A 24,125-nucleotide genomic window follows, 5' to 3' on the forward strand; every position below is an offset into this window, starting at 1 on the left:
AAACCATGACTCAGCGTAAGCAATACAATAAGATACTCCTACTCGGATCTGGCGCACTCAAGATCGGAGAGGCAGGCGAATTTGACTATTCAGGCTCACAAGCTCTCAAAGCTGTCAAAGCGGAGGGTATCAAGACCGTTCTCATCAATCCCAATATCGCTACGGTACAGACCAGCGAAGGCGTTGCTGATGCGGTCTATTTCTTACCCGTCACGCCTTACTTCGTAGAGCGTGTCATAGAGCGTGAGCGTCCCGACGGCATTATGCTAGCCTTCGGTGGGCAGACCGCGCTCAACTGTGGTGTCCAGCTCTTTCAGTCGGGCGTCCTGGAGCGTTACGGCATCGATGTCCTCGGCACACCCGTCGAGACCATTATGGCGACCGAAGACCGCGAGCTCTTTGTCGAGAAGCTTGACGAGATAGAGGTCAAGACTATCCAGAGCCACGCCGTCACCACGATGGAGGACGCTCTCGTCGCTGCCAACCAACTAGGCTATCCCGTCATCGTACGAGCTGCCTATGCGCTGGGTGGCTTGGGTAGTGGCTTCTGCGACAATGATGAGGAGCTCCGAGTCCTTGCTGAGAAAGCCTTCGCCTTCTCCCCACAGCTACTGATCGAGAAGAGCTTGCGCGGCTGGAAAGAGATTGAGTACGAGGTGGTGCGAGACGCCTACGACAACTGCATCACCGTCTGTAATATGGAGAACTTTGACCCGCTCGGCATCCACACCGGCGAGAGTATCGTCATCGCTCCCTCACAGACCCTCTCTAACGATGAGTATCACAAGCTCCGCACGATCGCTATCAAGATCATCCGTCACCTCGGTGTCGTAGGCGAGTGCAATGTGCAGTACGCCCTCGACCCCTACAGTGAGGACTACCGCGTCATCGAGGTCAATGCGCGTCTCTCGCGCTCCTCAGCTCTAGCCAGCAAAGCTACCGGCTATCCCCTCGCACACGTTGCTGCGAAGCTCGGACTAGGCTATGGACTCTTTGAGGTGCAGAATGCGGTGACAGGCTCTACGCCAGCCTTCTTCGAGCCAGCACTAGACTACTGCGTCTGCAAGATACCACGCTGGGACTTAGGTAAGTTCCACGGCGTGTCTCGTCAACTCGGTAGTAGCATGAAGTCTGTCGGCGAGGTGATGGCGATCGGTCGCACCTTTGAGGAGGCAATCCAAAAGGGACTTCGTATGATAGGGCAGGGCATGCACGGCTTCTGCGAAAACAAAGAGCTCGTCATCCCCGACATCGACACAGCCCTTAGAGAGCCAACCGACACACGTATTTTTGTCATCAGCAAAGCGTTTCGTCAGGGATACAGCGTGGAGCAGATCCACGAGCTTACGAAGATCGACCGCTGGTTCCTCTATCGCCTCCAAGGCATCCTAGAGACCGCCGAGACACTGGGCACTTGTGACTCCATCGAGAGTCTCCCCGCTGAGCTACTACGACAAGCTAAGGAGCAAGGCTTCACCGACTTCCAGATCGCCCGTGCCGTCACCAAGGAGTACAAGAAGCCCCTCCACAAAGAGGCTGACCAGGTACGCCAGCACCGCAAGAGCCTCGGCATACTACCTTATGTCAAGCAGATCGACACGCTAGCCGCCGAGGTACCAGCCGAGAGCAACTACCTCTACCTCACTTATCATGGTGAGGAGCACGACATAGCCACAGAGCAAGACGGCAAGTCGGTCATCGTACTAGGCTCGGGAGCTTATCGTATCGGTAGCTCCGTCGAGTTTGACTGGTGCGGTGTCAATGCACTACACACCATTCGCAAGGCGGGTCTGCGCTCTATCATGATCAACTACAATCCAGAGACCGTCAGTACAGACTTCGATATGTCAGACCGTCTCTACTTTGACGAGCTCACCTTCGAGCGCGTCATGGATATCATAGACCTAGAGGCACCCAAGGGTGTCATCCTAGCTACGGGTGGTCAGATCCCGAACAACCTGGCACTACGTCTTGCCACCAATGGGGTCACCATCCTAGGCACGCAAGCCGAAGATATAGACCATGCGGAGGATCGACATAAGTTCTCCGCCATGCTAGACGAGTTAGGCATCGACCAGCCTGAGTGGAGCGAGCTCACCACTATTGAGGACATCGACCGCTTCGTAGAGCGTGTTGGCTATCCCGTCTTGGTGCGTCCTAGTTACGTCCTCTCAGGAGCTGCGATGAATGTCTGCTCCAATCAGGAGGAGCTACTTCGCTTCTTGCAGCTCGCAGCCAATGTATCTCAAGACCACCCCGTGGTCGTGTCGCAGTTTGTCGAGCATGCCAAGGAGATCGAGATGGATGCCGTCGCCGATCATGGCGAGATCGTCGCCTATGCGATCAGCGAGCATATCGAGTTCGCCGGCGTCCACAGTGGCGATGCAACCATTCAGTTCCCCGCACAGAAGCTTTACGTCGAGACCGTCCGACGCATCAAACGCATCTCGCGTCAGATAGCCGAGGCGCTACACATCTCAGGTCCGTTCAACATCCAGTTCCTCGCACGAGGCAACGAGATCAAAGTGATCGAGTGCAACCTTCGCGCCTCGCGCAGCTTCCCCTTCGTGAGCAAGGTGTTGCGACTCAACTTCATCGACCTAGCCACCAAGATCATGCTAGGACTGCCCTATGAGCACCCGACGAAGGATGCCTTCTCGCTAGACTATGTGGGGATCAAAGCTTCGCAGTTCTCCTTCTCCCGCTTGCAAAAGGCTGATCCCGTGCTAGGCGTCGATATGGTTTCCACGGGCGAAGTGGGTTGTATCGGCGAAGACACTGAGGAGGCTATCCTCAAGGCGATGCTCTCCGTGGGGCATCACATCCCAGAGCGTGGCGTCCTCCTCTCGACAGGTGGCGCTAAGCAAAAGGCCGACCTCCTCGAGGCGTCACAGCTCCTCCACAAGAAAGGCTACAAGCTCTACGCTACGGCTGGCACGCAGCACTTCCTAGAGGAGAATGGGGTCCCCGCCACACTCGTTCACTGGCCCGACAGCCCCGAGCAGCCGCAAGCACTCGATCTGCTGCACCAGCATGAGGTAGACCTTGTGGTCAACATCAATAAGAACCTCTCTACGGGTGAGCTGACCAATGGCTACAAGCTACGCCGTGCAGCGATCGATCTCAATATCCCGCTGATCACCAATGCGCGCCTCGCAGCCACCTATATCAAGGCATTCTGCACGCTCTCGCTAGGAGAGCTCGAGATCAAGAGCTGGCAAGAGTACTAACAGCCAACGGCTAACAGCCAACAGCCAATAGCCAACAGCCAAATAAAACTATGGACAAGCCCTTCTGCATGCGACACTACGCTCTCATGCAGGGGGCTTGTGCTATGCGTATCTCTACCGATGCGCTCTTCCTCGGAGCCTGGGCGAGGACGGCTCACACAGCCAGTCAAGTCTTAGATGTGGGAGCAGGCACCGGCATCCTGTCGCTGATGCTCGCGCAGACCTATCCCAATGCCATGGTTACCGCCATTGACATCGATGACGAAGCGGTCCGTACCGCCCAGGACAACTTCTCCCGCTCTCCCTATAGCGATCGGCTCACGGCACTGGCCTGTGACATCACCGCGCCTGGGTTTGCTTTGCCATCCCGTACCTACGACCTCATCATCTCCAATCCTCCTTACTACGACGGACTCCAGCCCGCTACGGCATCGCTCCGTCAGGCGCGCCACACGGGAGAGGGCTTTGCGCCACATCTACTCTTTCGTTACCTGGAGCCACTTGTCGCTCCCGAGCCAACGCTCTGTCTCGTCACGCCCGTCGAGGCACTGCCCCTCCTGCGTCGGGAGGCCGTGCTGCACCGCTACAACCTCACACGTCTCTGCCGGCTGCACCACCAAGTAGGGCAGCCCGCCATACGACTTCTGACGCAGTGGCACCGCTCTGCGACACCGCCAGACTCCTGTCGCTCCGAGAGCTTAGCCATACGCACCGCGCAGCAGCACTACACAGCCGAGGCGCGCGACCTCCTGCGCCCATACTTACTCGACCAGTACCTCACGTAACATGATGCCTCAGCTTTAGCTAGGAAAACCCAACGCCCGTCCGTTACAATAATTTAGAGCCGACTACATATCGAAACGGCATCGTGTCGGGGAAAACTGATTTCCACCTGGATATTTTGAAATATCCACGTGGGAAAGAAAAAATTCCTCCGAAGTTTCATTCGTTTCTTCCGAAGTTTCATTTGATTCCTCCGAAGTTTTATTTCACGCCCACGTGGAAAATAAAAAATATCCACGTGGAGATTTGAGATTTTCCACGTCGATATTCGAGAAAGGCGGGAATCGGACAAATTTCCCCGTAAAGATATGTTATTAGAGATTAGAGGTTAGAAGTTAGAGGGCAGAGCTGACACATTATATATAGACTCGCCGAAACGATTACTGTAGGGACGCACGATCTGTGCGTCCGTTGTAGAACGACAAGACATATAATTCAGTAACCTTTGACACAACAGACTCGCCGAAACGACTACTGTAGGGACGCACGATCTGTGCGTCCGTTGTAGAGCGACAAGATATATAATTCAGTAACCTTTGACACAACAGACTCGCTGAAACGACTACTGTAGGGACGCACGATCTGTGCGTCCGTTGTAGAGCGACAAGACATATAATTCAGTAACCTTTGACACAACAGACTCGCCGAAACGACTACTGTAGGGACGCACGATCTGTGCGTCCGTTGTAGAGCGACAAGACATATAATTCAGTAACCTTTGACGACAACGGACGCTCGACCGAGCGTCCCTACAAAGGGTTACTCGTCTCGCTTTAACGGGGACGGACTCTCAGACCGAGCGTCCCTACTTTAAGTTTGCAGAGTGAAAAGAAATCGACCCGAGAATAGGTCAGTTGAACGGGTTGTTTTTACCTTTGTTGTAGTAAGGTAAGGACAGCAACCAGAGGGTAATCTATCGTCCCTACGAGGCCTTGAGCCTAAGCTCTGTTAGAGACCCTCTGGAGTTCAGCTACTCGAGACTTATTAGAAAGAGAGGCCCAGAGCCTAATTAAAGTAATAGCCTAATGTAGCCTAGCTGCCTTATCAAATATTCAAGTACAAAGTTATGAAATACTTTTTCATCGGCATCGATGTATCCAAAGAGAAACTAGACGCCACAATGATTCACTACGAATCTGAATCAGACAGCGAGCAGCAGCTCGCCTACACTACAGTAGAAAACAACCCTAAGGGGTTCCGGAGCCTCGTCTCTTGGAGTAAGAAGAACGCTGGTCGAAGAGTCAAGACCGACACCATGCTCTTCTGCTGTGAGACTACAGGAGGATACGATCGCGCACTCTGCGACTGGCTCTACGGCAACGGCCTAAACATCTGGCGCGAAAGTGCTCTGCAGATCAAGCGCAGCATGGGTCTGCGCAAAGGCAAGGACGACAAAGCCGACTCAGAGATGATCGCTTACTACGCCCTACGCTTCCGCTCCCAAGCCACTCTCTATAAACCTCTGGACGGGAACATGCGTAGCCTACGTGACCTCTTTCTCTATAGGCAGTCTCTAGTTGCCGAGAGACAGGCTAAGATGGTTAGTTCCAAGGAAAAACAGCACATCTCTAGCAAGTCTAAAGTCGACAACTTCATCTACCGAGATGCTCAGAAGGGCATCGACATCCTGACCAAAAGCATCAAAAAGTGCGAGTGCCGAATGCTTGAAATCATCAAGGAAGACGAGGAGATGTACCGCAACTACCTGCACCTCATTTCCTGCAAAGGAGTGGGCCTCATCACCTCTGTCATGCTGATCATCTACACCGACAACTTCAAGAGCTGGAATGCCAAGAAGATGGCTAGCTACTGCGGTATAGCACCCTTCTACGAGAGCTCTGGGAGCTCAGTCTTTCACAAAGCCAACACAAGTGGCTACAGTAACCGACGGCTAAAAGGAATCTTGACCCAAGCAGCCCGAAGTGCCATAACGTATAACCCAACATTAAGACAATACTACCTACGCATGAAAGCCCAAGGCAAGCCCTACGGGGTCATCCTCAACAATGTCAACAATAAGCTCGTACACATTCTCTTCTCTTTAGTTCTGCACGACTGCGACTTCGAGCTGGACCACGAAGCGAAGAGAGCTCTTCGAGCCTAGTCCAAGGAAGGAAAGTCTCCGCTCGGGGAGCGCCCCCGCGGCAAGGGGTGGGAGCCCCCACCCCGCCGAGCGGTTCACCCGAAGAGAAGCGAGTCCTCCGAGTCAAGTTCAGAAAGGAAAGTCTCCGCTCCGGGAGCGCCCCGCGGCAAGGGGTGGGAGCCCCCACCCCGACGAGCGGTCCCCCGAAGAGAAGTAGACCGAGCTTGCGAAACGAGAAAAAACTTCGCTTTTTACTTGCACATGAACTTAGAAAGCGGAGATCGGGGTTACAGCGTTTGATGCGTGGAATTGTCGTGCTGACGTAGCTTGTGTAGGGGCGGACCTGCGTGTCCGCCCGCAGAATAGACTGCGCTCAGGTGAGGACGGGCGGACACATAGGTCCGCCCCTACGGTGGAAGCTTCCATCCCGCCGAGCGGTTCACCCGAAGAGAAGTCGACCGAGCTTGCGAAACGAGAAAAAACTTCGCATTTTACTTGCATATGAACTTAGAAAGCAAGTCGCTACACATCAGTATGTTGAGTCGTGTTTCATGAGATTTGCGAAATTGAACCGCAGGGATACGTTTTGTCAGTTCGTTTTTTATTTGTAACATTGCGTCTAGAAAGAAAAGAACCAACCGGTACGTGTTTATTCGATCGCCATGGAAGGAAAAGAGACTAAAAAGAAAGCGGCAATACTCCGAGAGAGCTTTAAGCTCTTTCTCGCACAGGGATATGATGCTGTCAGCTTTACAGATATTGAGCGCGCTGCTCAGGTCACTCGAGGTGCTATATTTCATCATTTCAGAGGCAAAGAGGATCTGTTCAAGCATGTCGCTGACCAAATCATCGACATTTTCCTTGAGGATGTGGACTATGGTGCGGAGTACTTGACTAGTCAGACGCCTCTCAAGGATTTTATGGACACCTGCTTGGCTCTCATAGAGCGACGGATGACCTATTTCTTCAAGGATGTCGATGTGCGTGTTACGTCTGCCAGCTTTATGAGCTTCATCTTGTACCTAAAAGATCATCACGAAACCTGGAGCGAGCAGCTCCAGGAGTACGAAGCGAAAAAGATAGAGGCTTGGAGTGAGGCGATCAACCTTGCGAAGGAGCGTGGCGAGATACGTCCCGACACAGATACGACAATGCTCGCAGAGACCTTTCACCATCTCTACCTAGGGCTCTCTTTTGAAGGAGCGATGATTGACAGGCTCTCTATCCCAGCACTGCGCAAGCAATGGGAGTACCTATACACCCTACACCATATAAACTGAAAGAGCTAGGAGCTACAATAACCAAAACAGATAATGGACAGTATACTCTCTATAAGAGGCTTGCGCTTTGGTTACCAAGGCAATCCAATACTCCGAGGGGTGGATCTAGAGATCCCTGCGGGTTCTATATTCGGCTACTTGGGTAAGAATGGAGCGGGCAAGTCTACGACGATTAAACTACTCTTGGGACTGCTCCCATTGGATGAGGGGGAGATACTTTTTAAGGGTGTAAACCTTAAGAACTCCCCCTTACTGCTACGCTCCAGTGCTAGTGGCATGATTGAGCACCCCTCTTACTATCCTTTTCTCACCGTCTCTGAGAACCTGGACTATCTAGACAAAATCTTTCGAATGGGACGGGAGCGAAAGCACGAAGTCCTATCTCTCCTTAGTCTCAGCGAGCATGCCGACAAGAAAGCACAAGCACTCTCGTCGGGTCTGAAGCAACGTCTAGGCCTGGCTATGTGTCTCTTCAAGCGTCCTGAGATGCTGATCCTCGATGAGCCTCTTAATGCACTCGATCCTCAGGGGATCTATGAGCTTAGGAATATCTTGGCCAGACTTAATCAAGAGGAGGGGGTGACCATCTTTCTCTCTAGTCATATCCTAGAGGAGCTGGAGAAGTTGGCTGATCAAGTCGCAATCATTAAGGAGGGGAAGATACTCTATCAAGGAGGCATCGAAGCGCTTACCAAAAAGCAACCCGATATCGTATGTATCAAGCTGAGTGATAGCGCACTGATGACGCAACTAGGGTACGACTCTAGATTCACACTGCTGCGGGTATGTGATACGCATCATGTCGAGTTTGAGATAAAGGACGAAGAGGAGTTTGCTCGCCTACTCGCCACACTCAGTCAAGACGGCATCTCTATCTACAACGTAACGCATAGGGGTTCGGCTCTTGAAAATGCTTTTATCCACCTTACCGAATAGCGCCACTATGAAGTCTCTCATATCACTATCCAACATACTACAAGCAGAGGTTTATAAGACTCTGCGCAATAGACGCATTGTGACGCTTTTGCTATCGCCACTAGTTCTCTATCTACTGATACTCCTCTATGCTATTTACAAGGGACGGACGGGGCTTTTAGATGCTACGGCGATTGTCTATGATGGTAATCCGTGGCTGATGATTTGGTCTCGCTATACACTTCCTCTACTATCCTTCGTGCTACCACCAGCCATCGTGATCCTATCTTATATGGTATGCGAGTTGGAGTTTCAAAACGATAATATCAGAACCTTCTTTGCACTCCCTATTGTTAAGTGGAAACTCTATCTATCCAAAGTCCTTTCGCTCTCGCTACTCACGGTAATCTTGTGTCTAGTTACTTGGCTTGGCTTCATCTTGGGAGGATACTTACTTGGGCTTTTGATACCTGCCTACAAGTTTACAGACTACTCCATTTGGATTGGCTCGATACAGCTATTGGGACGCATTCTACTCGCATCATTCAGCATTGGAGCATTGGGACTTATTGTCAGCTTGCTAGCGCGTAGTTTTACGCTACCTATCCTGCTGGGATTTTTCTTGACCGCCTTTGCTGTTTTTATGACCAACGAACCTTCGGGAGCCTATCTTCCCTTTGCTACCTTTACATACTTAGCTTCGATACGACCTGTGGAGGAGCTTACAAGCTTCGCTCTGAGAGATGTGGTAAACCTCCTCTCTTGGGGGATTGCCTTGGTGATAGGTTATCTCTGCTTTACTCCTGAGAAGAAACAACTATGGGGCAAACATTAAACTCTCACGATATGATGAAATCAACCCTTATCCGCAAAGTCCTCCTAGTGACGGGGCTATTACTTGTCGCACTATCCGTCTCGGCGCAGACATCTCCTTGTCAGATCAGTGGCGTCGTCGTGGACTCCGTACGTCACGAGGCGATAGCCTATGCTACGATTGAGTACAAACTATTAGACGAGCAGTTGACAGGCGGTGCGGTGAGCAATGAGCAGGGACACTTCGAGATGACATTGCCCCGTACGGGTAGCTACCAGTTGACGATTAGGTCGGTTGGCTTTCAGACTAAAGAGATGCGGGTGACGGCACAGGCGGGACAGAACAGTCTAGACACAATCTACCTAGCACCCGATGCTCAGGCTCTAGACGAGGTGCAGGTGGTGGCGCGTCGCAAGCTCATCAAGCTCTCTCCCAAAGGCTTGACCTATGATATGAAAAACGACGTCTTGGCTCAGACCGACAATCTCCTCTTTGCCCTGCGCAAGGTGCCCCTCGTCACTGTAGATGGAGAGGGAAATATACGTGTCAAGGGCTCGTCAAACTTCTCCGTCTACATCAACGGATCGCCCTCTCGTGTTGCCTCGATGAACCCCACGGAGGTCTTGCGAGGCATCCCCGCCAGTAGCGTCAAGGGTATAGAGGTGATCACACAGGTAGATGCTCGCTACGACGCCTCTGCTGGAGATGCTATCATCAATATCATCACTGAGAGCAAGAGCCTAGATGGGTACAGCGGCCTAGTCTCTCTGATGGGCTCTACAATCCCCAATATCAATGGCACCTCAAGTCTGACTCTCACCAAGGGTAAGCTCAGCGTAGCGCTCAACTACAACTATGACTATACGCGTCATAAGGATCAGCCTGTGGATATATCTAGACGCACATTCCAAGGGGATAAGACGACCAGCCTCTTCAAGTCCAAAGAGGTAACTGGAAACAACGATGGTATCTTCCAAAACCATGTCGGTAGCTTGATGGGAGAGTACGCCATAGATAGCCTGAATAGTCTCTATGCTGATGGGCACCTCTTCGTCTCATCGGTCTACACCACAGGGCTGTCTCAGCAGACTTTCGATCGTCCTAATGAGCCTACACGATATGCCACGTCGCTCAATCAGATGCGCTTGACCTCTGGCTCTGTAGAGGGTAACCTTATCTACCGCAATCTCTATGCAGCGGATAAGCAACCCCGCTTCTCGATAGGTTATCGCTACGCTTACAACCCAGACCAGAGGTACAAGGAGTGGACTGAGCGTCAGTACCGAGATGGCTTCACCAGCTGGGAGAGCTCTCCCTATGATGAGATACGACGTATGGAGCGTTCGCGCGGAGGTCTGAGCGAGCATGCCCTACAGAGCGACTATCAGTTCATCTGGAGCCGAGGACACGCTCTGCAGGTAGGTGTCAAGGAGGTGCTACGACTGGGTAGCTCTCGCCCTGAGTACCATCTCTGGAACGAAGGCAAGGGCGACTGGCAAGAGGTGAATGACCCGCTCTACCGTCAGGGAGACATGAGTCAGCTGCAGAGCCTTGCGTCAGCTTATGCCAACTACGCTTGGCAGGGTGAACGCTTCGCTCTCTCCGCTGGGGCACGAGGCACGCTGGTCTATGACAAGATAACTTTCTCGCAAAACAGTGAGGGAGACTTTCACAAGACGGGCGTAGACCTGATCCCTACGGCTACGCTCTCCTATATGCTGACTGACCGCCAGCAGCTCTTCCTCTCTTACAAGATGAGTCCTATCCGTCCCTCCATCTGGCGTCTCAATCCATATCGAAGTCAGATGACAACATACGACATCTCTTTTGGCAATCCTTACTTGCAGTCGGAGCTACATCACAATGTAGACCTCTCCTATACAATCTTTTCGAACCAATTCTACCTCAGTCTAACGACGGGCTATGAGCAAACCAACAATGCGATTATGCCCGTAAGGTATAGAGACCCCAAGAGTCCAGAGATACTGTATCACACCTTTGCTAATGCTGGCTTGCACCGTGTGCCGAACGCTTCGCTTTGGATGAACTGGCGTCCTATCATGCCCCTCTCGCTTACGTTCTTTTGGAGTTGTAGGTATCACCTCTTCGACTATCCTAGTGAAGGTCTCTCTCAGCGGAACTGGGAGAACATGCTGTCCGCCAATGTGGATGTCACGCTCCCCAAGTCGTGGTACCTAGGAGCTTCGTGGTACTACTATGCCAATCCGCCGACACTCCGCACGACCTACTCATACAGCCATGGGTATAGCTTCTACCTGAAGAAGAGCTTCTGGGACGACAAGCTGGATCTAACCTTGACGGCTCAGCACCCCTTCTCGAAATACATACGCTTCGAGACGAAGCAGTGGGGCGATGACTTCGAGTATAACCAAAGGAATATGATCCAAGCGCGTGCTATCGCTCTAAAGATCACGTACAACTTCAACTCGGGCAAGAGCCGTAAGGTGACGCGCAACGAGTCTCTCGCCACCTCCGACCTAGACCAGAGAACAGGTGTGCAGTAGTATTTCAGCAAAGCATTTCGCAGATAATAATAACAAGTCAAGTTTTCGAATGAAGAAGGTAGTTTTCGTCCTCCTGCTCGTTATGGCGGGACAATGGCTTAGCGCACAGGAAGGCGCTTACGAAGTTAAGGGAAGCATCTCCGACAGTAGCGGAGAGTCGATCATCGGTGCTACGATCACGCTACAGAGAGACACGACAGCGACGACGCTGACGGGTGCGGTGAGCAATGCGCAGGGAGCTTATGTACTACGCTTGCCCGCTCGTGGTGCCTATCTGCTAGAGGTGCGCTGTATCGGCTACAAGACGCAGCAGCAGAGGGTGACGATCACTCAGCCTACCATGCAGTTGGACTTCACACTAGAGGAAAACAGCATCGAGCTCTCTGAGGTTGAGGTGGTCGCCAAGCATACGAAGCTGCAGTCGAATGGCAATATCCGTGTACAGTTTAAGGGCAACCCCGTAACTAAGGGGAAGTCTATGTCGGAGGCCTTGCGCTTCATTCCCTCCGTCGAGGTGAGTGGTAATCAACTCCTACTTAACGGCAAGGAGGACAACCTTATTTACATCGGAGACCAGCAGATTACGTTGCAACAGCTGAACTCGATACCGACCTCTATGATAGACCACATTGAGGTGGTGCCTAATCCAGGTGTCTCGCTCGGACAGCAGATCAAGGGCGGAATCATCTACATCACGCTAAGGACGGAGGCGGGACTCCTAGGGTCGGTGAGCTTGCCGACTCAGTTTGACCAGAGAGGCTTTGTAGATGTGATGCCCTCGCTCTTCCTGCAGTACACCAAGGCTGGTGTCTCGCTATACAACACGCTACGTGGTGGCGGGGGACGCTACACTACGCTGTATGAACGACAAAACAAGTACCAGGGCAAAGCCTCTAGTCTCGTCACCACGATGAGTGACAGCAAGAGGAGAGAGTATGCCGTGCAGGATAACTTCGGCGTTAAGTATCAGATCAATAAGCAGCACACGCTGGGTGTCTTTGGCGGTGTGATGTACGATCGTCCCAAAGAGGAGACGCTCCTAAAGGATGGCGCAGGGCAAACGCTCCTGACACAAGGGTATGACCAGCGCCTCCTGAACCTCAATGGCGGTGTGAGCTATGCCGCACGGCTGGCCGTATGTGAGGGACTGGGCATAGCCTCTACAGTGAGCTATAGCCACTCGCAGAGCGACGGCTCGGCTTACTACTCGACCAATGAGGGGGAGCTGGCAGAGAGCAAGAGCAGGACGCACTACCTGACCTTTCACCCAAGAGCTACACTGGTCTTTGCAGGAGGCAATCAGCTCACAGGTGGGCTCTCTTATAACTATGGGCTGGACGACAACGATGCGGGCGGGGTGAGTAGTGGCACGTTGCCTCAGATCATTCATCGGCAGTTCGCTATCTCAGGCTTTGACCTATCGCCTTATCTAGAGTACAGCAAGATGCTGACTAAGCGTCTCTATCTACAGGCGGGCTTGCGCTATCAGACGACGGTGGTGCACTACCGAGACTTACTCAATGCGCAGAACGATTACACTGTGCCAAATCGGGGGCTTTATCCTAACCTGCTCCTGCAGTACATGCTTAACCCCGCGAAGGCTTCGGGGATAGGCGTGGCATACCGCCATTTCTTCTCGCTACCCAACTACGGTTACTATTCGCCCGTGGCGACTTACCTGACGAAGAATCTCTACAGCATCGGTAATCAGCGACTTAAGCAGGAAACCTTTGACGAGGCGGAGGTCAACTACTTCCTCAACCGTGACTGGCAGTTCACCTATCGGGTGCGCTACGGTCGCAACATCATTCAGATCATGACGTATAAGGATGAGACAGCTCCCGACCTTTACTATACGCAGCCGAACAATGTGGGGAGTCGCTGGAGCCACTACGCATCGGGGACGTTCAATAAGAGTCTCTTCCCCTTCTGGCGAACGAATAATATCCTCTACCTGCGCTATGATCAAGAGCAAATGCCTGGGCGGTCGGTACAAAGCTTCTCGGTGGGTGGCACCTCAACGCATCAGTTTACTATCACCAAGATGGTTGGTCTGAGCGTAGCCTTCAGCGGTGAGACAGCTCGCCAGCAACTCGGCTACACGCTCGGCGGTCGCTATGGGCTGGACTTAGGTTGCTATGCCTCACTGCTACACGATCAGCTGCAGCTCAGTCTCTCGCTGAGCAATCTCCTCCACAGTCGGGATCGGCTCACGATGAGGATGGGTGATACGACCGAGCAGCTTCGTCTCGACCTCTCGCCACGTCGGCGACTGGCACTGACTATCTCGTATGCCTTCTCGGCTGGTGATCGGGTTAAGCCCGTACGCACCGAAAGCGCAGCGACGCTCTCACTCGAGCGACCCGTCTTGTAGCGGCGCAGTTTGTCGGGTCTTCCGTACAAACTTCGTTTTAGTGGGCTGATTTTGTTATACATACGAGTTCCAAAAACAGTTCCCCTCTTGGAACTTTTTAGTTCCAAGGGGGGAACTCTTTAGTTCCAAGGGAGGAACTTTTTAGTTCCAAGGCAGGAACTTTTCGGTTCCAAGGGAGGAACTTTTTAGTTCCAAGGGAGGAACTATTAGGGGGAAGGGAATTAGGGAGAGAATTGCGGGTAAGTAAATGGAAATGAGAGGGGTTCGCACGATATCTCTGTGGTTTGCACTGCGAGGTAAAGTGCAGAAAGCGTGGATTTGTGCAGGAGTTCCGTTACCAAATCGTTAGCCCATTCTCGGAATGGTAACGAAGAGGTAGGAGCAGGTAACTGACGGAAGAGTATTCGGTAAGTGAACTCTCTGCAACTGTGGTACTGTTGCTCTGATATACAACGCTTTGCGTAGCTGAGAACGCTTCGGTAACGGGTAACTTTGCCCATAAAAACAGAAGCGTATGCAAACAGACAAAATGAAGGTGTTGCTCTACCTCAAAAAGAGCGGATTGGACAGGTCGGGGCAAGCTCCGATTATGGGGCGGATAACCTATGGGCGAACGATAGCTCAATTCAGTTGCAAGCTGTCGTGCGCCCCCAAGCTGTGGAATGCTCGTGAGAGCAGACTGAACGGCAAGAGCCGTGAAGCTGTGGCAACGAATGGCAAGTTGGAGCGCTTGCTGCTCTCGGCGCAGTCGGCTTATCAAACCCTTTGTGAGCGAGGGGTTGTCTTTACAGCGACTGACATCAAGGAGTTGCTGCAAGGTAGTATGCAAAGTCAAATCACCTTTTTGGAGCGGTACGATCAAATGCTCGAAGAGATGAAGCAAAAGGTGGGTGTTGAGATAAAGGCAACAGCTCTGAATAGTTACTTTACTATTCGAAAGCATCTGAGAGCCTTTATTGAGGAGAAGTTCCACACTTCAGATATTGCTTTCGGACTGATAGAAGAAGACTTCTTGGATTGCCTACAACGCTACTCTGTCGGAGAGCTGGGGCATTCGCAAGGTCATTATCGTAAGATGGCTTTAGCGGTGAAGAAGGTCTGCCGTCTGGCATATCGTGAAGGGTTGATAACACGACAACTGTTTGCTCACGTAACGATCGAACGAGGAGAGAACAAACGACCTCGTGCATTGGATAGGGCATCATTGGATAAGTTGCAGAGCCTCACCTTTGAGCCGTATGAAGTGGAGCTGGAGACTGCTCGTGACCTTTTTCTCTTCGCTTGCTATACGGGTGTTGCCTACTGCGATATGGTTGCCCTTAGTCGGGAGCATCTCTTTACGGACGATGAGGGGGCTTTATGGCTGAAGTTCCGCAGACAAAAGACCAATACCCTTTGCCGTGTGAAGCTCCTATCTGAAGCGGTGCGTCTGATAGAGCGATATCAATCGGAAGAACGAACTACGCTCTTTGCTCCTATTCCTTATTCGGTTTACCTCGCCCACCTCAAAGCTCTACAACTTCGAGCTGGTATCTCTATTCCCCTTTCGGCACACGTTGGTCGCCATACCTTTGCTACCTTGATTACTTTGGAGCGAGGCGTTCCCATTGAAACGGTGTGCCGCATGTTGGGGCATAGCAATATCCAAACGACCGAGCGATATGCTCATGTGACTCCGAAGAAGCTTTTCGATGAGTTTGAGCAATTCCTCTCTTTCACTGAAGACTTAACCTTAACCTTGTAAGAGCTATGCGCAGTACATTCAGAATACTATTCTACATCAATAAGAGCAAGACCAAAGCAGACGGCACAACGGCAATCCTTTGCCGTATTACCATAGACGGAGAGAGTGTGGTGATAACCACAGGCGAAAGCACTCCCCCCTACGATTGGAGCGTGAAGCGAGGGGCGACAAAGGAGAAGAAGACCAACCAACGCTTGCAAACCTTTCGGGAGAATGTCGAACAAGCCTATAATACCTTGCTTTACAAATATGGAGCAGTAAGTGCCGAGTTGCTGAAGAACTACTTGCAGGGTGTCGGGAAAACTCCAACGACCCTGCTTGCTCTTAGTGCGGAAGAGCTCAAAGCCCAACGAGAATGCAGTAGTGCAGGGACATATAGAAACAATCGGTACGCCGATAGGCTGCTTAACTCTTTTGTGCGCAGTCGCAGTGAGACGGATGTTCCCTTGTCGGCTCTTACGGTTGAGTTCTTTGAGGATTATCGCTTCTATCTGAAGATGGAGGGCTATGCGCCCGCAACGATAAATAGCCATCTCTGTTGGTTGAGTCGATTGATGTATCGAGCCGTCAGTCAGGGGACAATACGCTTCAATCCGTTTGAAGAGGTGAAGTATGAAGTCGTGGAGCGCAAACCTCGTTTTCTGAGTAAGGGCGATGTGTCAAAGCTCTTGGCATTTCCATTGCAGGATGAAGGGGCAGAACTAAGCCGAAGAATGTTCCTTTTTTCGGTCTTTACAGGCTTGGCATTTGTTGATTTACGAGGGCTACGAGCTTCGCAAATCGAGACAAACAGCGAGGGGAAGCGGTATATCCGCAAGGCAAGACAGAAAACGAAGGTAGAAAGCTTGATCCCCTTGCATCCGATAGCGGAGCAGATACTCGCCCTTTACACGAAGGCGAAGAGCAGAGGAGATTACAAGATATTCCCCGATACAATGAGCGACTGGAAGCTACTCCGTCATCTCAAAGCCGTGGGGTTGGCATGTGGCATCCGTACTCCGTTGACTTGGCACTGTGCAAGACATACGTTTGGGACGCTAACGCTAGAGGCTGGTGTGCCTATTGAGAGCATCGCTAAGATGATGGGGCATTCGTCTATTGCCAGCACGCAAATCTACGCCCAAGTCACTGACCAAAAGATTGCAAGGGATATGGAGAGGCTGATGCAACAATGAGAGCAGATAACCTAAGCATAAAAAGAGCTTGCTCCATTAACTGGAACAAGCTCTTTTAATAGCAAGTATCTATTATGATTTCTTTTGCATTATCCCTTAGATGTTTTGATATGCAATTTTATTTTCTTCATCGCCCAGTCGTAATGGCTGGCAGTTGCCGAAACGCAGTAAGATCCGAGTGGGGAAGTTCCTGTCCAAGCTAGTGTTCCTTTGGCAAAGAGTTCATCGTTGGAGAATTGATCTATCAGTGCCATTACATCTTTGTGGCTCTCTCTTAACTTTGCTTTGGCTTCCTCCAATGGCGTATTTTGGTGCTTCTTCCAGAACTCAACATTCATTGTCGGATAGGTTTTCCAATTATACGGTTCAGGTAAAAATGGCTTACGTTCATCGTTGCTGTTAGCTTTTATCCAATTTAGCAATAACTGATGCCATTCATATAGATGAACAAGAACATCACGCAGGTTTTTATCCCGACTCCAATGTGCTTCTTTATCAGCCGATGCCATTTCCTCCGCAAATGTTCTCACCTGTTGTTCCTCGCTCATATTATCAATGAGTTTCCACATTTTCTCGAATTGCCCATTGGCGGATGCAAGTAAATCAACTTTTGTTGTTGCTCGTGCCATATCTTCTTATTTTAGTTGTTATTCGATTGTCGGTTGGTATGTTTTTTAGTTCTTACGAGTGAAGGTACAAAATATGACGACATATCGAGTGAAATATGACGACATATCGAGTGAAATATGACGTCTCATTTGACGGAATATGACGTCTCATTTGGCAGAATATGACGTCTCATTTTTCAGTCTTTCCAAAACGACCTTTCTAGACCTGCTCTGCCCACTAGCTTTATCCGACTACCGCTATACAGGAAAGATTTTACCCCGAGCAACCACCATAGCACTCTGTTGTTGCACGCCCTTTGTAATACCCCTTTCTCTTTTCTTTCCTATTCTCCTTACTACGTTACTACAACTAAGGATAATACAGTGAAAGAGAAAGGATTACAGAAGACATTCATCTTACGACAGATGCTACTACAATCTTTCTACGCTTCTACAGCTTAATAGAGGACAAGTGGTGTAGACAGATGGTGTAGTAGGATAAACCCCGACGAAGTGTTACACTTTTCTCTTTCACTGTCAATCACTTATCCTAGTGTAGAAAGGTAGTAAGATAAAAAGGGGAAAACTCCAAAAAGAGAAAATAGAACATACAATGAGACTGCAAACAAAGAATACGAAGAACACGTGAACAATGAATACGAACAATCCAAATCCAAAGACGAAACTGTAGATTGACCGAAATTGAAAAATCGGGCAGTATTGCTGTTCGATAAAAGGTTCAGCGGAAGAAGAGGCTTTTGCTCAAAAGGGGGCTTAGACGATAACGCAAAAGAGAGAAATTTCAACAACGGAACCATCGGGTCTTCTAAGAGACTAGAGCTGTAAATCGTACAGATGTGAGCCTTTGTTTCAAGAGTTATGGCACTCCCTTGGAGTTGCAAGTTTGCAGGGGCAAACTTAGAAACAAAGACCCAGTGCATCCAGAGAATGCAAGCACTTCAAAGGCAGGCTGCGGGACAGGGCGGAGCGGGCATTTGGAGAAATGCCATAGCTCATTAGGGCATTTTCTTCACGCTCCACTTCGTTACCGCTAAAAAAGCCCTCCTGAGCCAAGGGGAAGCAGCCCCTTTGGATACCCCCTAAAACTATATTCAACTTATGGGCTACGCAGTATTACACATAGACAAGGCTCGGGGCAACGACTCGGCAATGAGTGCCCACATCGAGCGAACATTCGTGCCGAACAATGTCGATGCCTCTCGCACGCACCTCAATCGAGACTTGGTGCAATTCCCCGCAAATGTCACCAACCGTACAGAAGCTATTGCACATCGCATAGCAACGGCTGGTATCTACCGAAAGGTTGCGGACAATCAAGTTAAAGCACTTCGTTTCATCCTATCTGGATCACACGAAGATATGCTCCAACTAGAAAGCGATGGACGCTTAGAGGAGTGGTGCCATAGTACGATGCAGTGGCTTTATACCACCTTTGGTAAGGCAAACGTGGTGGCAGCCACACTTCATGCCGATGAAGAAACCCCGCACATACATGCGACAGTTGTCCCAATTGTCACGGGAGAAAGGAGAAAAGCCAAACAGGAAGCTGAGAATGGCAAGCGAAAGTACAAGACAAAGAAAAACAAGATACGGCTCTGTGCTGATGATCTGCTTACACCCAAGAAGCTCGAGGAGTATCAAACCTCCTACGCAGAGCAAATGCGACCATTTGGGCTGAGTAGAGGGGTACAAGGATCTGAAGCCAAGCATCGTACTAATATGGAGTATTACAAAGAGCTTCTCAAAGAGACGAAGCAGAAACAACTTGAGGAGGAAGAACTAATTCAAAAGGTCAGAGAGTTGGAAAAGCAGGCGGGCAAGCTCCGAGTAAAGGGTACGCTCTACTCTTTATTTGGCAACTCCGAACTTGACAAGGCGGAACAGCGCATCGAAGAGTTGGAGCAAGAAGTCGAACGGCAACAACATCTTTCGGAAAAGGAGAAAGCCGAAATCCGCAAGGAGGTCATACTTCTTCAGGACACCATTAGAGATAAGGACAAGACTATATCTGAACAACAGCGAGAAATCAAGGTGTACGAGGAGGAACGGAGTTTTATCAAACGCTTCTTCCACAGCTTCTACCTCTTACTCAATATCCGTCTGATGCTCCGCAAAATGGGTTTTGATGATGATACGGTGGTCAAGATGCACAAAGATCAAGAGATAGTCCGTGGTACGGCTGCGGCATATTCAGGAATGTACAAACGAAACTTCACGGAGGAAAATGCGGAGCTACGCATTACAACCAACGAGAAGCGTCAGCCTATTCTTACCATCAATGGACTATCTGTTCCAGATTGGTGCGAACAGAAGTGGAAAGAGCTTCTCAATCGTAATCGCTCGCAACGACTGTAGAGATAAGACATCTCCTTCCCCTTTCATTGTAATGTTTGAGTCCCGACTAAACTTTTAAGAAGAAAATCACGCAAGAACGCTCACTTTCTCCCACGAATCACTATCTTTGCAAGTGATAATAGTGAGCGTTCTTTGGCTATCCAAAACGATGTATTTCAAAGCACTCCGCTCATTTCTAAATCGTTACCTATCCGCATCGCTCCAAACGGTAACCTCTTACTTCTCAGTTAGATAGTCCAAAACCAAAAAATTAGGGAGGAACTCTTCGGTTCCAACGTAGGAAAACTATCGTTCCCCTAGAGGACGGTGTGGCTGGTCGGACAGCGATAGATCTCCAGAGGTGACAGCTCGTTCTTTCCCCACCAATCCTTACTCGGGAGGTTTGCAGAGTTGTGGATGGGGGAGTGGGGTAGAGCTTTGGGGGCTATTTTGTATCTTTGCCTATCATAATTACTGCCGATTCCTATTCTACTTAATCCATAATGAAAAAGGTACGACTACATCGCGAGGGGGTGGGACTTCTCGTCTCTTTCTTCCTCATACTGACGTTGGCTTGCTGGGCAACCTTTGTCTTTGTGCCCTTTAAGGGGGTATTTATCTTGACCCTACTGGTGTCGCTCGTGGTGATGGGGCTGGCGCTAAACTTCTTTCGCTTCCCTCGGCGTAGCAACAGCGAGGTGGCCAATAGACGTCTCATCGTAGCACCAGCCGATGGCAAGGTGGTGGTCATGGAGGAGGTTGAGGAGCCTGAGCTGCTGGGATGCCGCTGTCTCAAGCTCTCGATCTTTATGTCGCTCTACAATGTGCATGCTAACTGGGTCGCCTGCAATGGCACGATCACCCATGTGGAGCATCAGAGCGGTGCTTACTACAAGGCTTTTCTCCCTAAGAGTAGCGTGCTCAATGAGCGGTCGGCGGTAATAATCCGTACCGATGGTGGTCATGAAGTGCTAGAGCGTCAGATCGCTGGTGCTGTGGCACGTCGTATCGTCACTTACCCGAAGGTGGGCGACGAGGTGACGGTCGAGGACTTCCTTGGCTTCATCAAGTTTGGCTCACGCATCGACCTTTACCTGCCATTGGGTACGGAGATAGCGATCAAGATAGGCGACGAAGTGGTGGGCGGTGAGACAACGCTGGGCTATCTGCCCCAGTAGGCACGCTTCTTGCTGTATGATGATCAAAACAACGCTGTGATGAAGATAAGACAATTTATCCCCAATCTCCTAACGCTGTGCAATATCCTCTCGGGGGCGGCAGCTATCATCTCAATCCTATACTATAAGGAGTACCAGATGGGTGCTATCTGGATTGCTGTGGGTGCTTTCTTTGACCTGCTCGATGGTATGGTGGCGCGTCTCCTGCGTGCGACCTCATCGATAGGTGCTGACCTGGACTCGCTCTCAGATGTGGTGACCTTTGGCTTAGCACCGGCACTATTAGCTCTTTGCACGATGGAGGGGAGACTCTTGGCGAGTGGCTATGCAGCGTCTACGGCTCTGATGATGTCGCTACCTTTTCTCCTGATCTTACCTTTTGCAGCCTACCGCTTGGCACTCTTTAATAATGATACGGGGTCGAGCAACTACTTCCGTGGGCTACCAGTGCCCGCCTCTGCGCTCTTGTGGATCGGCATCTCGCTCTCCACTTGCGCCTGTGCGGTGGATACCCTTTCGCTAGTGACTAGCTACGGATTGCTCCTTCTCTCCTGTATCCTGATGGTGAGCCGTATGCCGATGCTCTCGCTGAAGCACCTAAGCGCACAGATGAAAGCGCCTCACGGTACGATCATCCTCATCGCATGGGGCGTGATCCTAGTTCCTGCGGGCTGTCTCTATATGTGGCTAGGCTCCGTGGCGAGTACGCTACGCCTAGTGATGTTGCTCTATATCATCGTCTCGCTGGTCATCGGTCGGCAGATCAAGAGCAATTCGGACGCTATCGATGCCGCGGCTCAACAGTAACACCTTAATCTACCCCGACACACATGGAATTCATATTTGGTCTGATCCTCGTCTTAGGACTTGCATACCTGCTCATTAGACACTTTGCGCCTCGCATCTTGTACTGGATGGTGAGACGCTATATACAGCAGGCTGATCCACACACTAAGTCACGAAAAGCACCACGCAAAGGGTGGCACTCGGCCGCCTCACAGCAAAGCCCAGAAGACGCGCAGTCACAGCAGGGCAAGCTCGATATGAAGGATATAGCGAAGAAGAAGTTTGAGAAGGACCAAGGGGAGTACGTCGACTTTGAGGAGGAGTAAGAGGAGACTGTTGACTTTTGCAACAGTCTCAAGAGGGCGCGCAAACAAAAAGAGACTGCCATGGTAAGGTGACAGTCTCGTCAATGGATTGCTTTAGTAGCGGACTAAATGTCTTAGTAGGGAGACTGTTGCATAAAGGCGAATCGCTGTGTTGCTTTCGGGGATTCGGCTTCGGTCACATACGGATGTATGCTCCCTTCAGACCTCACCCTCAGTGCCTTGCGCTTCATTCTTTCTGCAAAGTCTAGACAATCTTGCAGTCAAGATTGTGAGCCTGTTGACTTTTGCAACAGTCTCAGAAGGGGAAGTCTCTCTCCTCGTCGTCTGTGGCCATCGGGTTGAAGTCTGAGGCTCCTGCGCTAAACGACTGATCGAATGGGTGGGGTGTACTGCCCATAGAAGAGCTGCTAGGCGCCGATGTCGCAGCAGAGCGAGCTTTACCGCCATTGATCTGAGAGGTGTAGTGCATGTTCGCCTCCTCAAGTGGATAGAACTTAGCAAACTCGCCACGGAAGCCGATACGCACATCGCCGATCGGTCCGTTACGGTGCTTGGCAATGATGAAGTAACCGATACCCTTTGTATCTCCATAGTCATCCTGCATAATGCCATAGACCTCGGGTCTGTGTAGGAAGCAAACCATATCGGCGTCCTGCTCGATAGCTCCTGACTCACGCAGGTCGGAGAGCTGAGGCACCTTGCTATTCGTGCCACTATCGTTCTTGCGCAGCTCGACAGCTCGGTTGAGCTGTGAGAGGGCGATGATGGGGATGTCTAGCTCCTTGGCAAGCATCTTGAGCGAGCGGGAGATGGTGCTGACCTCTTGCTCGCGGTTGCCAAAGTTCATACCACTAGCGTTCATGAGCTGGAGGTAGTCGATGATGATGATCTTGATGTCGTGCTCTCGCACGAGACGGCGCACCTTAGTCCGTAGCTCGAAGACGGAGAGACTGGGCGTATCGTCAATGTAGAGGGGCGTATTCTCCAAGACGCTGATACGCTCGTCAAGCTGTGTCCACTCAAAGTTCTCGAGCTGACCGCTCTTGAGCTTTTCGCCCGGGAGCTCACAGACGTTACTGATAAGACGCTTGACCAGCTGTACGCTACTCATCTCAAGGTTAAAGAGGGCAACGGGAATCTTATTGTCTACCGCTATGTACTTAGCCATCGATAGGACGAAGGCTGTCTTACCAATAGCGGGTCGCGCTGCGATGATGATGAGGTCTGACTTCTGCCACCCTGCAGTCATCGCATCGATACCGTCAAAGCCTGAGGAGATACCACTGATACCCTCTGCACTATTAGCCGCAGCCCTGATGTCGTCGATAGCAATCTTGAGAACGGAGTCAATAGGCTGTACATCCTTGCGAAGATGCTTTTGCGAGAGCGCAAAGAGAGCACCCTCAGCAGTCTCCATCTGATCCTCTATGTCGATGGTATCTTCGTACGCAGAGGTGAGTACCTCCGTAGAGAACTTGATTAGATTGCGACTCAGTGCTTTCTGCGCCACAATCATGGCGTGGTACTCTAGGTTGCCCGCACTGATGACACGGTTGCTTAGGTCGACGAGAAAAGGCATCCCCCCGACCTGATCCAGCTTGCCATCACGCTGTAGTCTCTGACTGACCGTGTGCAGGTCTATGGGCTGCTCCTCCAGACTGAGGTCGCGCATGACCTCGAAGATAGTCTGATGCGCATTGACGTAGAAGCTCTCGGGCTCCAGGATCGTGCTGATCTCGGAGAAAGCCTCTTTCTCCAGTAGTATGGCGCCTAGTACAGCCTCCTCAATGTCTGTCGCTTGAGGTGGTACACGTCCCTCGGTCGTGCGATCGAGCGAGGCTTGTGGCTTGCGGAGCTGCTTCTGCTGTGTAGGCTTTAGGGATGGCATGGGTTAGTTCGTTTGGTTAGGTGAATTGTTACGTATGGGGGACAGCTAGGGAGCCTAGACG

The 24,125-nt window shown here is 51.0% G+C and carries 16 protein-coding genes; 14 read left to right on the top strand and 2 right to left on the bottom strand.

All coding sequences use genetic code 11. From position 1 onward, the window contains the following. Positions 1 to 5 precede the first annotated feature (5 nt). From carB to Q2J34_RS06800, 10 genes are all read left to right on the top strand, one after another. Positions 6 to 3,230, top strand: coding sequence for a carbamoyl-phosphate synthase (glutamine-hydrolyzing) large subunit (gene carB, locus Q2J34_RS06755; RefSeq protein ID WP_300969624.1), 3,225 nt, complete (start codon positions 6 to 8; stop codon positions 3,228 to 3,230). Between the two features lie 50 nt (positions 3,231 to 3,280). Beyond that, complete coding sequence (locus Q2J34_RS06760) at positions 3,281 to 4,015, top strand: tRNA1(Val) (adenine(37)-N6)-methyltransferase (protein ID WP_300969626.1); 735 nt, start codon at positions 3,281 to 3,283, stop codon at positions 4,013 to 4,015. A 1,064-nt stretch (positions 4,016 to 5,079) separates the two neighbouring features. Beyond that, positions 5,080 to 6,117: an IS110 family transposase gene (locus Q2J34_RS06765; RefSeq protein ID WP_300969017.1), complete on the top strand. Its 1,038-nt coding sequence runs from the start codon at positions 5,080 to 5,082 to the stop codon at positions 6,115 to 6,117. 641 nt (positions 6,118 to 6,758) lie between these two features. Then, a complete protein-coding gene (locus tag Q2J34_RS06770) occupies positions 6,759 to 7,376 on the top strand; it encodes a TetR/AcrR family transcriptional regulator (RefSeq protein ID WP_300969628.1) in 618 nt (205 codons plus the stop codon). A gap of 33 nt (positions 7,377 to 7,409) precedes the next feature. Then, positions 7,410 to 8,312, top strand: coding sequence for an ABC transporter ATP-binding protein (locus Q2J34_RS06775; RefSeq protein ID WP_300969630.1), 903 nt, complete (start codon positions 7,410 to 7,412; stop codon positions 8,310 to 8,312). A gap of 7 nt (positions 8,313 to 8,319) precedes the next feature. Further along, positions 8,320 to 9,126: an ABC transporter permease gene (locus Q2J34_RS06780; protein ID WP_300969632.1), complete on the top strand. Its 807-nt coding sequence runs from the start codon at positions 8,320 to 8,322 to the stop codon at positions 9,124 to 9,126. Then, positions 9,111 to 11,630, top strand: a complete 2,520-nt coding sequence (locus tag Q2J34_RS06785) for a TonB-dependent receptor domain-containing protein (RefSeq protein ID WP_300969634.1) — start codon at positions 9,111 to 9,113, stop codon at positions 11,628 to 11,630. The genes Q2J34_RS06780 and Q2J34_RS06785 overlap by 16 nt, the downstream gene beginning before the upstream one ends. 49 nt (positions 11,631 to 11,679) lie before the next feature. Beyond that, complete coding sequence (locus Q2J34_RS06790) at positions 11,680 to 14,004, top strand: outer membrane beta-barrel protein (protein ID WP_300969636.1); 2,325 nt, start codon at positions 11,680 to 11,682, stop codon at positions 14,002 to 14,004. A gap of 514 nt (positions 14,005 to 14,518) precedes the next feature. Further along, positions 14,519 to 15,748 (top strand): site-specific integrase, encoded by a 1,230-nt coding sequence (locus Q2J34_RS06795; RefSeq protein ID WP_300969591.1) that lies wholly within the window; start codon positions 14,519 to 14,521, stop codon positions 15,746 to 15,748. Positions 15,749 to 15,753: 5 nt separating this feature from the next. Next, positions 15,754 to 16,923, top strand: a complete 1,170-nt coding sequence (locus Q2J34_RS06800) for a site-specific integrase (RefSeq protein ID WP_300969590.1) — start codon at positions 15,754 to 15,756, stop codon at positions 16,921 to 16,923. Positions 16,924 to 17,012: 89 nt separating this feature from the next. Here the strand turns inward: Q2J34_RS06800 and Q2J34_RS06805 are convergent, their stop codons facing one another. After that, positions 17,013 to 17,552, bottom strand: a complete 540-nt coding sequence (locus Q2J34_RS06805; protein WP_193440714.1) for a ClbS/DfsB family four-helix bundle protein — start codon at positions 17,550 to 17,552, stop codon at positions 17,013 to 17,015. Positions 17,553 to 18,650: 1,098 nt separating this feature from the next. Here Q2J34_RS06805 and mobV point away from each other — a divergent pair. The 4 genes from mobV to Q2J34_RS06825 all read left to right on the top strand — a co-directional run bounded on the left by mobV (position 18,651) and on the right by Q2J34_RS06825 (position 22,176). After that, positions 18,651 to 19,907: a MobV family relaxase gene (mobV, locus tag Q2J34_RS06810; protein ID WP_300969588.1), complete on the top strand. Its 1,257-nt coding sequence runs from the start codon at positions 18,651 to 18,653 to the stop codon at positions 19,905 to 19,907. A 482-nt stretch (positions 19,908 to 20,389) separates the two neighbouring features. After that, complete coding sequence (locus Q2J34_RS06815) at positions 20,390 to 21,064, top strand: phosphatidylserine decarboxylase family protein (protein WP_300969638.1); 675 nt, start codon at positions 20,390 to 20,392, stop codon at positions 21,062 to 21,064. A gap of 39 nt (positions 21,065 to 21,103) precedes the next feature. Next, a complete protein-coding gene (locus Q2J34_RS06820; RefSeq protein ID WP_300970155.1) occupies positions 21,104 to 21,871 on the top strand; it encodes a CDP-alcohol phosphatidyltransferase family protein in 768 nt (255 codons plus the stop codon). Between the two features lie 23 nt (positions 21,872 to 21,894). Further along, on the top strand, positions 21,895 to 22,176 hold the full coding sequence (locus tag Q2J34_RS06825) for a DUF4834 family protein (protein WP_300969640.1): 282 nt from the start codon (positions 21,895 to 21,897) through the stop codon (positions 22,174 to 22,176). 295 nt (positions 22,177 to 22,471) lie between these two features. Here the strand turns inward: Q2J34_RS06825 and dnaB are convergent, their stop codons facing one another. Next, complete coding sequence (gene dnaB / locus Q2J34_RS06830; protein WP_300969642.1) at positions 22,472 to 24,064, bottom strand: replicative DNA helicase; 1,593 nt, start codon at positions 24,062 to 24,064, stop codon at positions 22,472 to 22,474. Between the last annotated feature and the right edge of the window lie 61 nt (positions 24,065 to 24,125).

The organism is Porphyromonas vaginalis, assembly GCF_958301595.1.
Classification (GTDB): domain Bacteria; phylum Bacteroidota; class Bacteroidia; order Bacteroidales; family Porphyromonadaceae; genus Porphyromonas; species Porphyromonas vaginalis.